The 16,920-nt window shown below is 49.8% G+C and carries 23 protein-coding genes; 21 read left to right on the top strand and 2 right to left on the bottom strand.

Annotated elements, in window-relative coordinates:
* Positions 1-80 precede the first annotated feature (80 nt).
* Together C1N58_RS12515 and C1N58_RS12510 are read left to right on the top strand one after the other, a co-directional pair.
* Positions 81-254 (top strand): Arc family DNA-binding protein, encoded by a 174-nt coding sequence (locus C1N58_RS12515; RefSeq protein ID WP_176138176.1) that lies wholly within the window; start codon positions 81-83, stop codon positions 252-254.
* Positions 255-328: 74 nt separating this feature from the next.
* Positions 329-964, top strand: a complete 636-nt coding sequence (locus tag C1N58_RS12510) for a P22AR C-terminal domain-containing protein (protein ID WP_394551428.1) — start codon at positions 329-331, stop codon at positions 962-964.
* 150 nt (positions 965-1,114) lie between these two features.
* On the opposite strand, the gene C1N58_RS12505 is transcribed toward C1N58_RS12510, so the two are convergent.
* Positions 1,115-1,552: a biopolymer transporter ExbB gene (locus tag C1N58_RS12505; protein WP_394551430.1), complete on the bottom strand. Its 438-nt coding sequence runs from the start codon at positions 1,550-1,552 to the stop codon at positions 1,115-1,117.
* 22 nt (positions 1,553-1,574) lie between these two features.
* Complete coding sequence (locus C1N58_RS12500) at positions 1,575-2,420, bottom strand: protein rexA (protein WP_394551432.1); 846 nt, start codon at positions 2,418-2,420, stop codon at positions 1,575-1,577.
* Between the two features lie 240 nt (positions 2,421-2,660).
* Between C1N58_RS12500 and C1N58_RS12495 the strand changes: the two genes are divergently transcribed.
* The 19 genes from C1N58_RS12495 (at position 2,661) to C1N58_RS12405 (ending at position 16,881) form a co-directional block, all read left to right on the top strand.
* The gene (locus tag C1N58_RS12495) at positions 2,661-3,029 is read left to right on the top strand and encodes a hypothetical protein (protein WP_394551434.1); all 369 of its coding nucleotides are present in this window, start codon (positions 2,661-2,663) and stop codon (positions 3,027-3,029) included.
* Positions 3,030-3,121: 92 nt separating this feature from the next.
* A complete protein-coding gene (locus C1N58_RS12490) occupies positions 3,122-3,469 on the top strand; it encodes a hypothetical protein (protein ID WP_394551436.1) in 348 nt (115 codons plus the stop codon).
* Positions 3,470-4,293: 824 nt separating this feature from the next.
* Positions 4,294-4,593, top strand: coding sequence for a hypothetical protein (locus C1N58_RS12485; RefSeq protein ID WP_394551439.1), 300 nt, complete (start codon positions 4,294-4,296; stop codon positions 4,591-4,593).
* Between the two features lie 2 nt (positions 4,594-4,595).
* A complete protein-coding gene (locus tag C1N58_RS12480) occupies positions 4,596-5,081 on the top strand; it encodes a lysozyme (protein ID WP_394551441.1) in 486 nt (161 codons plus the stop codon).
* Positions 5,078-5,479 (top strand): hypothetical protein, encoded by a 402-nt coding sequence (locus C1N58_RS12475; RefSeq protein ID WP_394551443.1) that lies wholly within the window; start codon positions 5,078-5,080, stop codon positions 5,477-5,479. The genes C1N58_RS12480 and C1N58_RS12475 overlap by 4 nt, the downstream gene beginning before the upstream one ends.
* Before the next feature lie 135 nt (positions 5,480-5,614).
* Entirely contained in the window at positions 5,615-5,881 is a 267-nt protein-coding gene (locus C1N58_RS12470; protein ID WP_394551445.1) for a hypothetical protein, read from the top strand.
* Between the two features lie 202 nt (positions 5,882-6,083).
* Positions 6,084-6,530, top strand: coding sequence for a hypothetical protein (locus C1N58_RS12465; protein ID WP_394551447.1), 447 nt, complete (start codon positions 6,084-6,086; stop codon positions 6,528-6,530).
* A gap of 276 nt (positions 6,531-6,806) precedes the next feature.
* Positions 6,807-7,427: a putative metallopeptidase gene (locus C1N58_RS12460; RefSeq protein ID WP_394551449.1), complete on the top strand. Its 621-nt coding sequence runs from the start codon at positions 6,807-6,809 to the stop codon at positions 7,425-7,427.
* Between the two features lie 31 nt (positions 7,428-7,458).
* A complete protein-coding gene (locus tag C1N58_RS12455; protein WP_394551451.1) occupies positions 7,459-7,938 on the top strand; it encodes a DUF2280 domain-containing protein in 480 nt (159 codons plus the stop codon).
* Positions 7,925-9,397 (top strand): phage terminase large subunit family protein, encoded by a 1,473-nt coding sequence (locus tag C1N58_RS12450; RefSeq protein WP_394551453.1) that lies wholly within the window; start codon positions 7,925-7,927, stop codon positions 9,395-9,397. The genes C1N58_RS12455 and C1N58_RS12450 overlap by 14 nt, the downstream gene beginning before the upstream one ends.
* Before the next feature lie 12 nt (positions 9,398-9,409).
* Positions 9,410-10,807: a DUF4055 domain-containing protein gene (locus C1N58_RS12445; RefSeq protein ID WP_394551455.1), complete on the top strand. Its 1,398-nt coding sequence runs from the start codon at positions 9,410-9,412 to the stop codon at positions 10,805-10,807.
* A gap of 118 nt (positions 10,808-10,925) precedes the next feature.
* Positions 10,926-11,690, top strand: coding sequence for a DUF6651 domain-containing protein (locus tag C1N58_RS12440; RefSeq protein ID WP_394564217.1), 765 nt, complete (start codon positions 10,926-10,928; stop codon positions 11,688-11,690).
* Between the two features lie 131 nt (positions 11,691-11,821).
* Positions 11,822-12,988, top strand: a complete 1,167-nt coding sequence (locus C1N58_RS12435; RefSeq protein ID WP_394551457.1) for a P22 phage major capsid protein family protein — start codon at positions 11,822-11,824, stop codon at positions 12,986-12,988.
* Between the two features lie 49 nt (positions 12,989-13,037).
* Positions 13,038-13,193, top strand: a complete 156-nt coding sequence (locus C1N58_RS12430; RefSeq protein ID WP_394551459.1) for a hypothetical protein — start codon at positions 13,038-13,040, stop codon at positions 13,191-13,193.
* A gap of 9 nt (positions 13,194-13,202) precedes the next feature.
* Positions 13,203-13,601, top strand: a complete 399-nt coding sequence (locus C1N58_RS12425; RefSeq protein WP_394551462.1) for a hypothetical protein — start codon at positions 13,203-13,205, stop codon at positions 13,599-13,601.
* Between the two features lies 1 nt (position 13,602).
* Positions 13,603-14,244 carry a hypothetical protein gene (locus tag C1N58_RS12420; protein ID WP_394551464.1) on the top strand — a complete coding sequence of 214 codons (642 nt, stop codon included), beginning with the start codon at positions 13,603-13,605 and terminating at the stop codon, positions 14,242-14,244.
* 1 nt (position 14,245) lies between these two features.
* Positions 14,246-15,061, top strand: a complete 816-nt coding sequence (locus C1N58_RS12415) for a hypothetical protein (protein WP_394551466.1) — start codon at positions 14,246-14,248, stop codon at positions 15,059-15,061.
* Positions 15,062-15,065: 4 nt separating this feature from the next.
* Complete coding sequence (locus tag C1N58_RS12410) at positions 15,066-15,260, top strand: hypothetical protein (RefSeq protein WP_394551468.1); 195 nt, start codon at positions 15,066-15,068, stop codon at positions 15,258-15,260.
* 61 nt (positions 15,261-15,321) lie between these two features.
* Positions 15,322-16,881 (top strand): phage tail protein, encoded by a 1,560-nt coding sequence (locus C1N58_RS12405; RefSeq protein WP_394551470.1) that lies wholly within the window; start codon positions 15,322-15,324, stop codon positions 16,879-16,881.
* Positions 16,882-16,920 lie beyond the last annotated feature (39 nt).

Here is a 16,920-nt window from a genome sequence, read left to right as displayed (position 1 = left end):
CTCAAATTTACTCACAAACTTCTTGAAAGCTCATTTCAATGAAGTATTATGATGTTCAACGCTATGGTATGGAGTATGTCATGAACAAGAAAGAAGTTACAGCTGTTAACCCAATGCAGTTGAGAATCCCTCAGGATATGAAAGAAAGAATCGCTCAAAATGCTAGTAGGGCTTTCAGAACCCTGCATAGCGAGGTGCTATATCGCTTGCAGTTACTAGACGAGATGGAGAGGAAAGGTGAGATCAAGATTTGAAATAAAAGAGGAAGCCCGGAAGTGCGCTAACACTAACCGGGCCTCTGATGTCAGCAACCTAGCGGGAAACCAACATGACCATTGTAGCTAAATCAGAATTCAACTTCCAGGGCAACGCTATCGTTCCTGTGGCTAACTTGAGCGGAATCTGGCTGACCTCGACAGACATTGCCAACGCGCTGCAGTACAAAAGCTCAAAGTCGATCACGAACCTTTTCAACCAAAACTCAGATGAGTTTACCAGCGGCATGACTCAGGTCATTGAATCAGTGACCTCAGGAAATTACCGCAAGAAAGTTCGCGTGTTCAGCTTGCGTGGAGCACATCTTATAGCGATGTTTGCTCGCACTACTGTGGCTAAAGAGTTCCGTCGCTGGGTGCTCGACATTCTGGATCGCGAAATTCAGCACTCTCCCATCGTTAAGCAGTTCACCGACGAAGAATTATGTAAGTTAACCTGGATGTGGTTTGTAGGAGAGCGTATGCGAACCTTCTCACGCGAACTCCGAGATCCTCTTCGTCAGATTAAATCTCAATACGCTGGAAAGGCGCATGACTTTGGTCATGAGTTTAATGGTGTTTTCACAGATGCGCGTGAAATCCTCATCAGGCATACACAACACATTGAGAAGCATGGCGGGGAAGATGTTTACGAAAAGAATTTAAAATTGCCACTAACCTGGCTGAAAGCGCCAGTGGATTATCACTAAGCACTTAAAGAGAAACCGCCAGTGTCTGCTGGCGGCTAAGTTTTCGGAGCAAAAGGGCTTCACCAGGGAAGAGTCCGACAGTGTATGGCTACTTGGCGAGTAAGGCTAGGAAACTGGCCGAAGATTAAATAAACCCAGACCAGAGCGAAATTACTTAGCCTTTGAAAAGTTGAATATTTGTATTAATAGCAAGCTAATGTGCATGAGAGATGCGGCAGACATGCCAATACAGATACTGGGTAGCAACGGTATAGGAGTTTTACTTGTGGCCATCAAGAAAATGCCAACAAAGAAAACCATACCTAACTCAACAAATGTCAATGCGTACAAAATTACAACCGAAGACATATAGCCATATGCTTTCAGTTTGTACATGTTGCGCCCGCCAAGGCCCATCATGAAAGTTAGAGCTGCTATAAGTATGGCTATCGTAGTACCTGAGTACGATGCCATAGCTGCCCCCAAGGCGTCCCTATGCTCAGAAAAGGAGAGGCCTTCGGCAAGCTGGCGAATGATATAGTAAGCCGCCACTACGAACGCATAAGGTATGGAAAAAAGTATGATCGCAGGGGTGATTTTTATACGCATTCTAGCCCCTCTCCTTAAGCGTTTAGATTGTTAATTCGTCTCCGAACATGTTTGCAAAACATTCTACAATAATCGGCTTCATCCTGATGTAGCAAGTTGCCATTTCTAACGCTAAATCTTCGTTAGTGGAACGATAAAGGTTAGCGCTTATCTGACCTTTGTTAGACAAGTAAAATTCCGTTAGCAAGTCGGCGGCCTCTTCCTTACCTTTAAGCAAAATGCTTTCATGTTGTTCGTCAATATTATCAATGATTTCCTTGGCAAAGCCTTTTATGTTACGCATTCTTTTAGGCTTGATAGTGATTTCAATGCCTTCAAGAAGCTCTTCGTCAATAGATTGCGCACCAAGTGTCCGAAGCACGGGACCAAGTAACCTTGAAGCTGACTCGACTCTAATAGTAGTTCTACCGATGAACTGCATGTTCATCGCATCATCTTTTGTGATGTCGCGCATGAGTGGCTCAATAGATAACTTATGCCCATCCGGAATTTTACAGCGGGCGTTTATATATGCTGTTAGCTCTCTGACGCTCGGTCCATAAAGCGTCTTTGCGAACCCAATAACATTTCCGCTGATATAAAGAAATGAAGGAAACCCGAGCGATTCATCTGAGCTCAATGAGCTTCGAATCTCATCTACAGAAAAGGTTTTCCGATTTATCCTTTTTACGAGATCTGAGTCGAATGTCTTTGTAATGAGGAAGGACTCTGCAAAAATGTGGTGAGCAAAAACGTAATAGTCTTCTATCTGCTGAGAATGATTTTTGGCATCGATGACTTGCTCAGATAAAAGCCTTAAGAAATCTAGCGGGGTTTTCTTCCCTGAGTTTTTATCTAGTGCGTAGATGGCGTTAAAGCTTAATTTCATTGTGGGTCCATAAATTAGCGTTGTGGCCGCTCCATGCCATATTACATGTTATCTCAATGGCATTGGATGAGATGATGAAGCGCATGAATAACAAGCTCTTTAGGAATCATCCTAACCTGGCTTTTCCTGCTCGCCTATCCTGATAGATGATCAGTGCTTATGTATTTTCTTCTTTGACATCTTCCCAACAATTTAAAATCACGGTAGTTTGATTCCGAGGCTTTCTCTGGGAGACATGTTATGAACCTGAAAATAAGAAGTATCCACGGACATGGAAAAGCGGAAGAAGAGTATGTAATTATTGATGTTTTAAGTGATTGCAATGCTAAATATTATATGATTGCTGACACCACTTTCATGCAATCTGGTGGCATATCTAATAAAGTAAGACATACACATTGGTTCCATCCAGCCGACTTAAAAAAGGGAGATCTTTTAGTCTTGCATACTGGTACAGGAACGGATAGAAGCGACAAGCAAACAAATGGGGTAACCTATCATCAGAGATTTTGGGGCCTAAAATCTGCTGTATGGAATGATGATGGAGATGGTGCGCTACTTTTTGAGATTAGTACTTGGAAAACTACAAAGGTTTATGAGACGAAGTGAAATGAAGCCACCTTCGGGTGGCTTTTTCTTTGCACCACCTTTCACCTAGCCCATGCTACGATTTGACCATTGATACCAATGGGGATATGGAAATGAGATTAGCTTTAGCTGTGATGGGATTGCTGGTGTGCTCCGCGGCGCATTCTGATACACAGAGTGCTGCAAAAAATCTAAGCGACTGCGTAACCCAATATGCAGGCAGTCAAATTAAAACCACCAAATCGGCTGGTAACATCTCTAATGAATCTTTTGATAAATGTAGCGCAGAACTCTCTGAATACCATGACTCTATAGGCCCTGATAAAGCGCAATGGTCTGGTTTAAGTGCACAACAAAAAGAAGCTATTTCAAAAATTAGAGACCAGACAACTTCCAGAGTTCGTGAGAGTTTATCTTCACAGATCGTCACCTTTGTCACAGAATCGCGCAAGAAATCCTAACGCACTTTTGCGGGTTTATGTTGTGCAATCATAAATGGCTCATTATTTTATCGTGGGCTATTTACTTTTCCCGAAACTGGGGATATGCTTTCTAACAGTTGAAGTTCCGTCTGGTTGTTTCCAGGCAGAAATCAGTTCCAAATTTGTGATAGTCAAAACGCCCTGCGGTCTCACCAACTGCGAGGGCGTTTTTGTTGGGTTGCTAAATGTAAAACTCTCTTTCGCTAAGTTCTATGTAATTGGAATTCAGCGATATGTTCAATTTTATATCAGCATTGAAGTGATCCAATGTGGCTTGATCGGAAACAGCAATAAACACGTGTACTGATTTATTGATATAAGTGTTTATATCATCCCAAGATCCGGTAGAAATCTCATGGATAGATAATTTCGGATGCTTACGTACTGCCTCTACTTTGAATGATGCAACTTTTGAGTTCTGAACTCGATATACATGATGATTGCTAGCCATAAATCCTCCTTGTTGTAGAAACGTCTTTATCGGCAAAACTTCAGAAAAACTTATAGGTAACTGCTTAGGCGGTGCCTTTTTCGTTTTCGCCCATACCAATCACTGCAAACTATGGATTTCCCTTTGTGGTATCGGGCGTTCTTTTTCAGGCATAAAAAAATCCGCACAGTGGCGGATTCTCACATTGGCTACCCAATGGCATAGCGGATCTTTTATCTCGACAGTAAAAGACTAACCGGACGTGTCCAGTACAGAAAGTAGACAATTCCTAATTGGACAAGTCCCCGCTTCGGGGGTGGATATGATACGCATGAACCAACACGCAGACACTGCAATCAGCGGAGGTAGCTGGATGACTGTGCTATCGGCTCTCGCTGGCACCATTACCCTTGACCGGGTTTACATGATTACGGCGATAGCGGGTCTGGTCATCGCTTTTTTTGGTTATCTGGATAAGCGCCGCACTGAAAAGCTTAAACGTAAAGAGATCGAAGAGAGCATGCAAAGCGAACGAGAGCGGCTTGAGCTGGATCGTATTCGTGCCCAGGCTGTTATCGATTACCTGAAGGGTTCAAAAGACACCCCTGCTGTTCAGAAATCGCCAGAGGTTATTCAGGGAATCAACAAGGTGCTTGATGCTGCTAAGGACTAAACATGGCGATTTCACCCGCTTTACGTAAAAGCCTTGTCACTGCGGCGAGTGGCGGGGCATTAGCCATCGCTGCTGTTTTGATCCCAAATCTTGAAGGCAATTCCTACACCCCATACCGTGACGTAGGTGGCGTGTGGACCGTATGCAACGGCATCACAGGCCCGGATGTAATTCAGGGTAAAACTTACACACAGAAAGAGTGCGACGCTCTTCTTCAAAAGCATCTCCAGCCATACGCCCGGTCTGTGGAGCGCTCTGTAAAGGTCCAATTGAATGCATATCAGAAAGCCGCACTTATCAGTTTTAGCTATAACGTCGGTGTTAATGCATTCGAGCACTCATCGGTACTGCGTAACCTTAATGCCGGTCGATATCAGCAAGCCTGTGATGGACTTCGAAGCTGGGTTTACGTGGACCGCGTAAGGATTCAGGGGCTGGCCAATCGCCGTGAAGTGGAGCGCGAAATCTGCAACTGGAGTGAGAAATGATGCTCAGCAGAATCAAGTGGGATGCTGTAGCGATAGCTGTGCTGTTTCTGCTGGTTATAGCCCTCGGCTTTACAGTCAGGCTGCAGTCATCGTCTAAAGCGCTACTCACACAGCAAAATGAGCAACTTAAGCAGGAAAAGACATCAGCCGAGGCAATCACTACCAACGTCCTGAAAGCCACAGCACTGTTCAATGATATCGCCCAGGCAACCCATGATGACAATCAATCCAGTAACTCAGACAGCGAGGAAAGGGTGGTTATCATCCGCCAGGCGATTAAAGGTGATCCGTGTGCCGCTCAGCCTGTTCCTGTTAATGCAACTGACCAGTTGCGCGCAAACAGAAACAAAGTACGTTCAGGTGCCGCCAGTACAGATCCCGGTAAGCCTCCTGGCTGACTGCGAAATACCACTTATCCCTGACCCATTTACATGGGGCGACAGTCTGGAATTGAACGAGCGACTCCTCAACTCTCTTGCCAACTGCAATCGAGATAAGGCCGCCATCCGTAAAATCGAACTGGAGCGGCAGAAATGAGCAAATTCATCACATGGCTAATAAGCCTGTTTATCCATCCTAAAGAAGAGAACAACCAAATGTCTGAGCCATTGAATGACGCAACTGTCGTACAGTCAGTTTCAGCAGCACCGGCCACTGCTGAAGTGATCACCCCTGCAACAGAAGTAAAATCTGGTGTTCAGGATTTCGAAGCCGCAATGAACTTCGTTGTCGATGGTGTTGAAAAGCTGGGCGACGCGGCAAAAGATGAGCTGATCGCACTGGCTAAAAAGTATCTGTGAGCATCACAAGGCGCATTTCCGAGTGCGCCTGATGGTGATATCACTCGGCTAAGAACGCGGTAAAAATTTTAATATTCAAATTTCAAAATTTTTCTAAGGTGACTTTGTTGTGCCTTCAATCAGTAAAATTAATAAACTTAACGACTAGGATGGATAAAGATATAAATAATGTGCTGGTTAACTCTCTTAAGGAAAATAAATCATGATGAAAATTGTTAAAGCCTCAATCTTAGCTGTTTCTGTGATCGCATCTTTTTCAGCTATGGCTGACTGGCAGCCTTATAAAACCGTTGTATTGGATGGTTATAATAATACAGTTCCCGGAGGTAGTGTTTACAGTGAAACCAGTGTGGCTTCAGGCGTTTATCGCTTCCGTGTTGACCCGGCCTCAGCTGGAGTTGACTTTGCCACTGGCCAGGCGGGAAATACGAAATCTAAATCCGCTGCATTAATGACCTATGATCGTACAACCACTACAGATAAAACCGCTGCTGTGAGTTATTATGGTTTGAATAATGACGGACTTCAGGCTTCATCTCAAATTCATGCTTTTCCACAAGGAGGCGGGTTTGACTTGTTCTTAGAAGACTGGCAGCGTGCGGATGATTCTGGCTCTGTGAACGTCATAATTGAAAAATGGCAGAATTAATTTTCAAATAGAATATTTTTGAAAGTAAGCACTCTATATCTTCAGTGGATTATATAGGGTGCTTTTTTAATCTTGGTATCAGACGCAGGAATTAGCTTTAATCAAACTTAAGGCTAATTTCTTTAAGAAAATAAATGGTGGGTAAGTAATGGTTTAGATTAAAAAAAATTATGCCCGTATGCCTGCCAGTCCAGAACGATGGTCTGTTTGTGCGCGAAGCTGCCAGGCTGATTCGCCGCCTTATTACTACCAAAGTGACTTTTGTCAGGAACTGATATGAGCGACCGACCTATGCCACCACAGGAACTGGTAGAGGAATTTAAGCCTTACATCTCTCTCATTCCTGCTGATGAGATCTTGTATTGGGTGCAGGAGCAAATCATCAGCAGTGATGGCCGGTTGCATAATTCCGATCATGCACATCTTGCTGAGGCTGATATAGCATTTTTGTGGGCCGCTACTGCCTTTACTAAAAAAGGGCGCACCGTGCTTGGGCAGGCCGAAGAAGTGATGATGCGTGCGGGCGGCTGGCAAAAAGCCCGCATGGAACAACAACTGTATGAATGGTTTGGCCGCAAGCCTGATTTCATCATTACCCTGGCTGCTGATTTCTGCATGAATTGTAGCGATCTGGAGTTCTGCGCGCTGGTTGAGCATGAGCTTTATCACATCGCCCAGGCGACAGATGAGTTTGGAGCACCTAAATTCTACCGTGATTCGGGATTGCCCAAGCTGTGCATGCGTGGACACGACGTGGAAGAGTTTACCGGGGTGGTTCGTCGCTATGGCCCGAGCGTTGAGGTACAGGAATTAGTTGATGCTGCCAGCAAGCCCGCTGAAGTGTCGAAGATTAACATCGCCAGATCGTGCGGAACATGCATGATTAAACTGGCATAAGCATTTATTCAGATTGTCATGGAGGTAGCCTGTGGCAGCATTATCGACAGAGGTTAAAGCCTTCATCGTTCAGTCTTTGGCCTGCTTTGAACCTCCCTCAAAAGTCATTGAGCTTGTAAAGGCTGAGTTTAACGTCCAGGTTTCACGCCAACAGGTTTCTCAGTACAGCCCCGGTAATGCCATGGCTGCAAAGTTGAGCCAGAAGTGGATCAACTTGTTTGATAGCACCCGCGCGCGATTCCAGACAGAGATTTCCGATATTCCAATCGCAAACAAGGCATACCGGCTGCGCACACTTGACCGGATGATGACTAAGGCGGAGAGCATAAAGAATATGGCTCTTGCGGCCACTCTTATTGAGCAGGCTGCCAAGGAGTGCGGTGATGCTTACACTAATAAGCAAAAAGTTGAGCACACAGGTAAAGATGGCGGACCAATTGAGTCGGCTACGCTGACCAAAGACGAATATAAAGCTGCGCGGCGGGAGATGCTGGAGGATGACGACTGCTGAGCAGAAGAATTATGCGCGCCGGTTAGAGTGTGAAGAAGATGGTCTGTATTACGCCCGTTATTTCTTCAAGCAACGCACTGGCGGCAAGATGATTGTCGCGCCCCATCATAAAGCTATTCAGAGAACGCTTGATCGCGTTATTGCTGGCGACATTAACCGGCTGATTATCAATGTTCCTCCTGGCTATACCAAAACAGAACTGGCTACCATAAACATGATGGGGCGTGGGCTGGCACTGAATAGCCGTGCCCGCTTCATGCATCTTTCCTACTCGCACAACCTTGCGCTTCTCAACTCCTCTACTGCGCGCGGCATGATTAAGTCGAAGGCTTATCAGAGCATGTGGCCGATGGAGTTGCGTGACGATGCAGACAGTAAGGCAATGTGGTGGAACGAGTACGGCGGGGGTGTCTACGCTTCATCTGCTGCTGGTCAGGTCACTGGCTTCCGTGCCGGGCATATGGAGCCAGGCTGGCAGGGCGCGCTGATTATTGATGACCCGGTCAAACCTGACGACGCCTACAGCGAAACTGTCCGTGACGGCGTTAACAACCGTTTTAACGAAACCATTAAGTCACGACTGGCGATTGAAACAACGCCGATGATCGTGATTATGCAGCGCATCCATTATCAGGACTTAAGCGGATATCTGCTGCGGGGCGGCAGCGGTGAAATGTGGCACCACCTGAATCTGCCCGTAATTATCGATAACAGCCAGGCCTACAGCGCGCTTTATCCCGAAAACACGCATGCCATACCGATTGAACATGGCCTGTCTGATGGCTGGCTCTGGCCCTTCAAGCATAACGAATCGCATCGCGTTGCGCTGTTTTCACATAGACGCACGGCTGAAGCACAATACATGCAGAAGCCGCGCCGGTTTAACGCCGAAGGCGCGCTGTGGAATGAGGCGATGATCGCCAGCGCACATGCGCTGCAAATTGCGATTGAAGCTACTCGCACTGTTGTTGCAGTGGACCCCCAGGCGGTTAATAACGAGGACAGCGACGAAACGGGCATTGTCGTTGCTAGTTCCTACGGCAGGGGTAATGACCGGCTGTTTTCTGTGGATGCCGATTATTCGGCGAAATTCTCGCCAAACGGTTGGGCCAAAAAAGCCATATGGGCCTACACAGAACACCGGGCCGAGGCGATCGTCATCGAAACAAACCAGGGTGGCGACATGGCGGAAGATACCCTGCGCAATGCTGGCTTTACCGGCCGCATTATCCGCGTGCATGCCAGCAAAGGGAAATATGCCCGTGCCGAACCGATTTCAGCGCTCTATGAGCAGGGCCGCGTGGCACATCGCGGAAACCTCTACACGCTGGAAAACCAGTTGATGGAGTACGTGCCGGCCACTGCCAAAAAATCGCCTGACCGCCTTGATGCTCTGGTCTGGGCCATTACTGAACTGTTCCAGCCGAAGGGCGTAACTGTCAGACCTTTCTCAGCCTAACCGGAAACCAAAATGAGTAATGACGTTCGCAAACGGTCCGCTAAAGTCGAGGCCATTACTGCTGAATGGTCGATGATTACCGCGCTGCTGGGCGGTACGTCAGCCATGCGAAATGCAGGTAAAACCTACCTGCCTCAGTGGCCGAATGAAGATGAAAAGTTTTATAGCAATCGCCTGGCTACGGCCACGCTGGTGCCTGCATTCTCCCGCACGGTTGAGGTGTTAAGCGGTAAACCATTCTCCCGTCCGGTGTCATGGGACGAGAAAAAGGTACCGCAACGTATTCAGGCTATGTTTCCTGATATCGATTTGCAGGGAACCAACCTGCATTCATTCTTAGCTGACATCTGCGAAGAGACGCTTTCTTACGGTATCTGCGGCATGCTGGTGGAGCATCCACCTACTGAAGGTCAGTTAACACAGGCTGAGGAACGGCAGCGCGGTCTGCGTCCTTATTTTGTGAAGATAGCGGCCAACAGCCTGCTCGACTGGGACTCTGAAAGAGTCGATGGTCGTGAAACATTTACCATGCTTCGCTTTGTTGAGGTGGTCAGCGAGCGTGATCCGGCTAATGAATTTGTGGAAAAGCAGATAGAGCAGGTCAGGGTACTTAACCCAGGTCGCTGGCGTACCTACCGCAAACAGTCTGGCAGCAACGTAGCGGAAGAATGGCAACTGTATGATGAAGGCACAACGAGCCTCAATAAAATCACGTTTGTTCCGGTTTACGGTGATAAAACGGGTTTTATGCAGGCGCGGCCGCCGCTGGCACAGCTCGCATTTCTCAATGTTGAGCACTGGCAGTCGAAAAGCGATCAGCAGACGATTCTGCACGTTGCCCGAGTGCCAATCCTGTTCGGGCGCAAACTGGGTGACGGCCCCATTACCGTGGGGGCAGCCTCAGCTATCACATCCGACGAAGATAATGCTGATCTGAAATACGTTGAGCACACAGGCAAAGCCATCGAAGCCGGACGTACTGACCTGCGCGACCTTGAAGACCTGATGCGTCAGATTGGCGCTGAATTGCTGGTTATCAAGCCTGGACGCCAGACGGTGGCGCAGACGGTCGCCGACAGTGAAGCCGGAACCTGCGCGTTGCAGCGCATTGTGGGTGACCTGACGGACGCCACAAACCTTGCGCTGCAGTATGCCGCTGAGTGGATCAAGGAAACAGACGGCGGGTCAATCACTATCTTCCGTGATTTTGGCGCATCGAATCTTGCCGAGGCTTCTGCTGATCTGCTGCTCAGTATGAACGTCAGTAATGCTCTGTCGAACGAAACGCTGTTTAACGAGATGCAGCGCCGTGGACTGATTGATGTCGAATTGAACTGGGCAGACGAACAGGCCCGCATCGCGGCACAACCTCCACGTCCGGGCGAAACGCAGACAAAACTCACCGGCTAACAGTCACGCTGGAAAACACAGGCTCATGCACCCGCATGGGCCTTTTTTATGGCCGTAACCTGCGGATGCAGAGCGGCGTAACGGGCCGGATGGCTCACAAGTAAGGCAGAAATCAAACATGAAACTCAAACTCGACGAACATGGTCACGTAGTTGTATCCGATGGCAAGCCGGTTTACGTGCACGACGATGGCAAAGAAGTGCCGTTTGACGCCGCAGGAACCGTGGCAACTATCGGTCGCCTGAATGCAGAAGCCAAAGGCAATCGTGAGCGCTATGAAACAGCCGAAGCGTCGCTGAAGCAGTTTGAAGGGATTACCGACGCCAAAGAAGCTGTCAGGGCGCTTTCTCTCGTCAAGAACCTGGATGACAAAAAACTGGTTGATGCCGGTGAGATTGAGCGCGTTAAGGCTGAGGCGACAAAAGCGCTGGAGCAGCGTTACCAGCCATACGTAGAAAAAGCCGAACGGCTTGAGCTTGAACTGCACAACGAAAAAATTGGCGGGGCATTCAGCCGTTCAAAGCTTATTGGCGACAAGTTTGCGATTCCTGCCGATCTGGTCCAGGCCAAATTTGGCAGCGCCTTCTCTCTTGAAGATGGTCGCATTGTTGCCAAAGACCAGTCAGGCAACAAAATTTACAGCCGTTCATCTCCGGGTGAGCTTGCTGGTTTTGATGAGGCGCTGGAAATCATCGTGGACGGTTATTCGCACAAAGAACACATCCTTAAAGGCTCCGGTGCATCCGGCAGCGGAGCGCATGGCAGCCAGAGTGTTGGTGGGAAACGAACAGTTACCCGCGCCCAGTTCGACGCATTGCCGCAGCCCGAACAACAGTCACTGGCTCAGGCAGCAGGAAAAGGTGAAGTCAGCATTGTTGACTGATCCCCCGCAGTAAAAGACATCGCCCACTTCGGTGGGCTTCTATGGAAATACCCCGGATGGGGCACCGCGAATGAGCTGGATGGCTCTACGCACAGCATTCACTCATTTCACTTTTCTGGAGATCGTGCCTCATGGCAAACACCTTAACCGGGTTAATCCCGACCATTTATGAAGCGCTTGACGTTGTTTCACGTGAGCAAATCGGCTTCATTCCGGCTGTAACGCGCAACTCAAGTGCGGCACGCGCTGCGCTGAACGAAACCATCATGATCCCGATTGCGCCGCAGGCGACACTGGGCGATAACACCCCGGCTGTTACTGCGCCTAACACAGGTGATCAGAACATCGGCAATGTGACGATGACCATCAGCAAATCGAAGCACTATCCGATTCGCTGGAACGGTGAGGAGCAGCGTGGGCTGAATAATGCCGGTATGTATGGCGCGTTACTGCTTAATCAGTTCACTCAGGCATTTCGCACCCTGTCAAATCAGATTGAAGCGGACCTGTTCAGCACGGTTTATCAGAACGCTTCACGCGCTTATGGTACTCCGGGAACTGCGCCGTTTGGCGTGGCAGGCGACCTGTCGGACATTGCTCAGGTTCGTAAAATCCTCGATGACAACGGCGCACCCCAGACCGATCTGAATCTGGTGCTGGGCTCGGGAGCGATTGCCAACCTGCGCGGTAAGCAGAATGTTCTGTTTAAAGTAAACGAGGCGGGTACGTCTGATTTGCTGCGTCACGGCATTATTGGTCAGCTTGAGGGGCAGATGATCCGCAACTCAAACGCTGTCCAGTCAGTCGCCCAGGGTACCGGCTCTGGCTATACCACCGATACTGCCGGTTATGCGGCTGGGGCGACTCAAATCAACCTCACTGCCGGTACAGGCACTATTTTGCCTGGCAACACCATCACGTTTGCTGGCGATGCCAACAAATATGTGGTGACCGGTGGTATTACTGCTCCGGGTGTCGTGACCATCGCTGCGCCGGGTTTGCGAAACGCTATCGCAGCATCGGCTACCGCCGTGACTGTTGGCGCAACAGCAACACCAAACCTGTCGTTCAGTTCAAGCGCTGTGCAGCTAATCACCCGCTCGCCTCAGATGCCTATCGGCCCTGATGGTAAAGCGATGGATATGGCTGAAGACGTCATGCAGGTGACAGATCCAGTGTCAGGCATCGTGTTTGATATTGCGGTCTACCGCCAGTACATGCAGTTGGTCTATCACGTCCGCCTGGCGTGGGGCTGTCAGGCCATCAAGTCAAACCACATCGCCATGCTGCTGGGTTAATCAGTGCCGGGAGGGGGAACCAACCCCCTCCCTCAAACGAGGAATTCACATGATAGTTGAAACTGTAAAAGTTGTCTCAGCAGTTACTGATGATAACCCCCATGGTTATGTCGTGATCAACAAAAGCGATCTCACCGAGGAACATACTCTGTTTGGTGAAGATGCGCCCAAGAAAACAAAAAAAGCTGACGAAGCGGAAAAGTAAGGGGCTGATATGGCACTCACTGACGCCCAGATGACCGATACGCGGCGGTACATGGGATATCAAAACCTTGGCACCACGATGGCTGCGAACGTTAATCAGGACCTGGTGTATGTGCAATTCGGGATGGTTACCATGTCACTCTACCAGCGCCTGACAACGCTGAGCGCCAGTGAGGAGGCAGTGCTGATTAATACCTACCTTACGCCTCTTGCCAGTCTTGAATCGGGCATTTACGGCGCTGCTGACAATCTGGATACCGCGCAGGCGGCAGTCTGGGTAAGAAATGCCAATGAAGTCCGTGACAGGGAAAAACTGTTCGATTCATGGCGTCGCCGTTTGTGTGCATTTCTTGGGGCCGCACCCGGACCAGGCATTGGCAACGGCATAACGCAAATCGTCAGGTGCTGAAATGGATGCTTCAAAACTCAGAGAAAAGGTTTACATCGGCTACGGAAAAGCGGCGAAACGCATTGGTTACAACGCCCAGCAATTTCGTGCAACGAGTGCCTTTAACCCTCTGGCAACAGCAGCGCTGCAAACTCTGCCAGCCTCTTTCACCACGAATTTCTCCTACAGCGCGCCCAATAAATACGGGCAGGCCACATGGCTTGGCGTTTTTGACGGTCGGGCATTTCTGCCAGGAGATTATCTGGTTTCGCCAGAGGATGGCACATTCTTTGTTGCCGCGATGCAGACAACATTACCAATTCTCCTGGTGAGCTGTAATCGAACCATATCAATACTTCGCCCATCCATGGGGACAGGACCCGGCGCTATCGGCTACGGTGGCGATACTGCAGCGAGTGAGGTGCCGATCATGACCAACTGGCCTTGCTCAATGCTTCAGGGCAGTAAGGGCGAGAAAAACGAAGTCGGATTGCCTGCTGATGCTAAAAACCCGTGGTTTAACGTCCTGCTACCTTACGTAAATGGGGTGACGTTGCGCACGGCAGATATCATCACCGATGACCTCGGTGGCCGGTATAAGCTGACCTCAGCCGAACTGACGGACTTAGGCTGGCGATTAACTGCACAACAGGTGAGGCCGTGATATGGCAGACGTTTACGGCATTCAGAACACGCTGGTATCGCTTATCGCGGGTGTGATTTACCCCAACGGCACATTGCAGCCTTCAGTATCTGGTGTGACGACGTACATTTACGCCGGATGGCCTCAGCCAAAGCGCCTGGAAGATGATTTAAGCGCTGGCGGCTGTCACATAAGCGTTTATCCGTTGTCAACTGAGAGGAAGCTCACCGAATCGCTGGGAAGGCCATGGCGCACCATCTCGAAAGGTGCTTCTGGCATCACCGCTACTGTATCGGGCCAGCAAATCACCTTCGGCGGCACAGTAACCACTCCGACCAATATCAACATTCACAGCAATGACCAGCATTACACCTATGCGGTGCAGCCAACTGACACGCTGACGACGATCACCACTGCCTTGACGGTGCTGATTGCGGGTGCGTCGAATGCTGGGCCGGTTATCACAATGCCATCTACCGCTGCGTTTGAGGTAAGGATTGGTGCGAATGACACCGTCGGGCGGATACTTCGCCGCCAGGAAAAGGATTTCCAGATTACGGTGTGGGCCGGCTCGCCTGATGTGCGCGCTGCAGCCGCTCTTGCTGTCGATAACGGCCTTTCGGCGCTGACATCACTCAGCATGCCCGACGGCTCGCCTACGGTACTGAGGTACAAACGCTCTCTCATCAGTGACAGCGCTCAGTCTTACCTTGTTTACCGTCACGACATGATTTTCTGCGTCGATTTCAGCTCGCTTCAGACCGCGCAGGCAATTCAGGTTGTTGCTCCTACGATGAACGTGAGCGACACGCATACAACTCAAACTTTCCCGGAGTAACAACATGGCAGATAACGAGAAATCAGGCGCACCCGCTGAGATTTCACCCGCACCCGATAAGCTGGGTTACGACCTCGTCGTGCGTCACGCTTTCATGGATTACCAGATTGGTGATCGGATTAATGACTCAGCCAAAATCAAGGAGATTTTAGCTGGCGAAATGGCCTGCTATGTCTTCAAGGCAGCAAAAGCAGACTGATAACACTCTCTGTCAACAAATGACCCGCTCACTGAGGCGGGTTTTTATTTGGGGAAATGATATGCCCGTTTATCAAACCGGTAGCCTTAACACTACCGCGCTGTCTGCTGCCGATTTGTATGTAGGCATTCAGGCACCAAAAACACGCTACATCAACGGCGTGGCAAGTGATGGCCTGGGCCTGGTTGGTATTGCTTCATGGGGCCCGGTCAACTCCCCGGTGCCCATTGGCTCTGATACCGATCAGGCGCTTTACTTCGGCTCTCAGCAGGTTCGCAAATATGACCTGTGCACTGCCATCGCTATCTCGCTGCAGATTGGCGCAACCAACCTGAAATGCGTCCGCGTTACCGACGGAACCGACCTTGCGGCAGCAATTGCCCTGAAAGACACCGCCGGGACACCAGTAACCGGCATGACGCTGACAGCTAAGTATTCCGGCACCAAAGGTAACGGCATCACCGCGAAGATTTCGATCGGCACGGCGGTAAACAGTTACAAGTTGACCGTTTACTTCCCCGGCCAGACGCCGGAAGTGTTCGACAACATCACCGGTTCAGGTGCGGCTCTGTGGGCCAGCCTGGTCAGCGCGGTCAACAACGGCATTACCGCCGTGCGTGGTGCGAGTCAGTTTGTTGTGGCGACCGTTGGTACTTCAACCGCAGTTCCTGATACCACAACCGTGTGGCAACTGACCGGCGGTACCGATGGCGCAACAACCATCACAGACTCTGTTCTGGTTGGAGCGGACGGCACCAGCACTACCCGTACCGGCATGTATGCACTGCGCGGCGCTGGCATCCAGATGCTGAACCTGGTTGATTTAACCGACAGCACTCAGTGGCCGACAATCAACACATTCTGCATGTCAGAAGGCACGTTTGGCGTTGTGCAGGCTGCCGCTGGCGTAACTTACGCGACACTGGCTACCACGCTTAACACATCAGGTGTCGACAGCTGGCAGGTCAAAGTTCTGGTCGGCGACTGGCCTTACTGGAACGACACACTGAATGGCCTGAGTGCCCGCATGTGCGCCCCTGCAACGTTTGTGGCGGCTAAATATGCTTCTCAGTCGCCAAATGTGAACGCCCTGAATAAAGCGATCACGAATATCGTTGCCACTCAACGTCAACTGGCAAATCAGCCTTACAGCATCAGCGAAATCGGCGCGCTCAGCACCGCTCGCCTGGACGTCATCACCAACCCATGCCCCGGCGGAAATTACTTCGGCCTGCGTTCTGGTCGCAATGCTGCGTCATCAACCACGCAGAACGACGACACCTATACCCGCATGACAAACTACCTGTCTGCGACGCTGGCGGCATCGTTTGGTTACGTTGTGGGAGAGGGTCAGACTACCGACCTGCGCCGGAGCACCAAGGCTACCATCGAGTCCTTCCTGCAGAACCTCGCAGACGAGGGCATGATTGGTGATCCGAATGGCGGTCCGGCATTCAGCGTTAAGCTCGATGCGACAAATAACCCAAGCTCACGCGTAGCGCTGGGCTATATGGTTGCAGACGTGCAGGTTAAGTATCTGGCAACCGTTCGCTACTTCCTGATCAACCTGGAAGGCGGCGCAAGCGTCAACGTGTCCGTCTCCAGCAGCGCGACCATTTAACAGTTCAACAGCCCTCCATGTGAGGGCTTTTTATTGGAG

The organism is Pantoea sp. SGAir0180, from assembly GCF_043546245.1.
The sequence above is the reverse complement of the archived record's forward strand: the minus strand, read 5'-3'. Positions and strand labels throughout refer to the sequence as shown.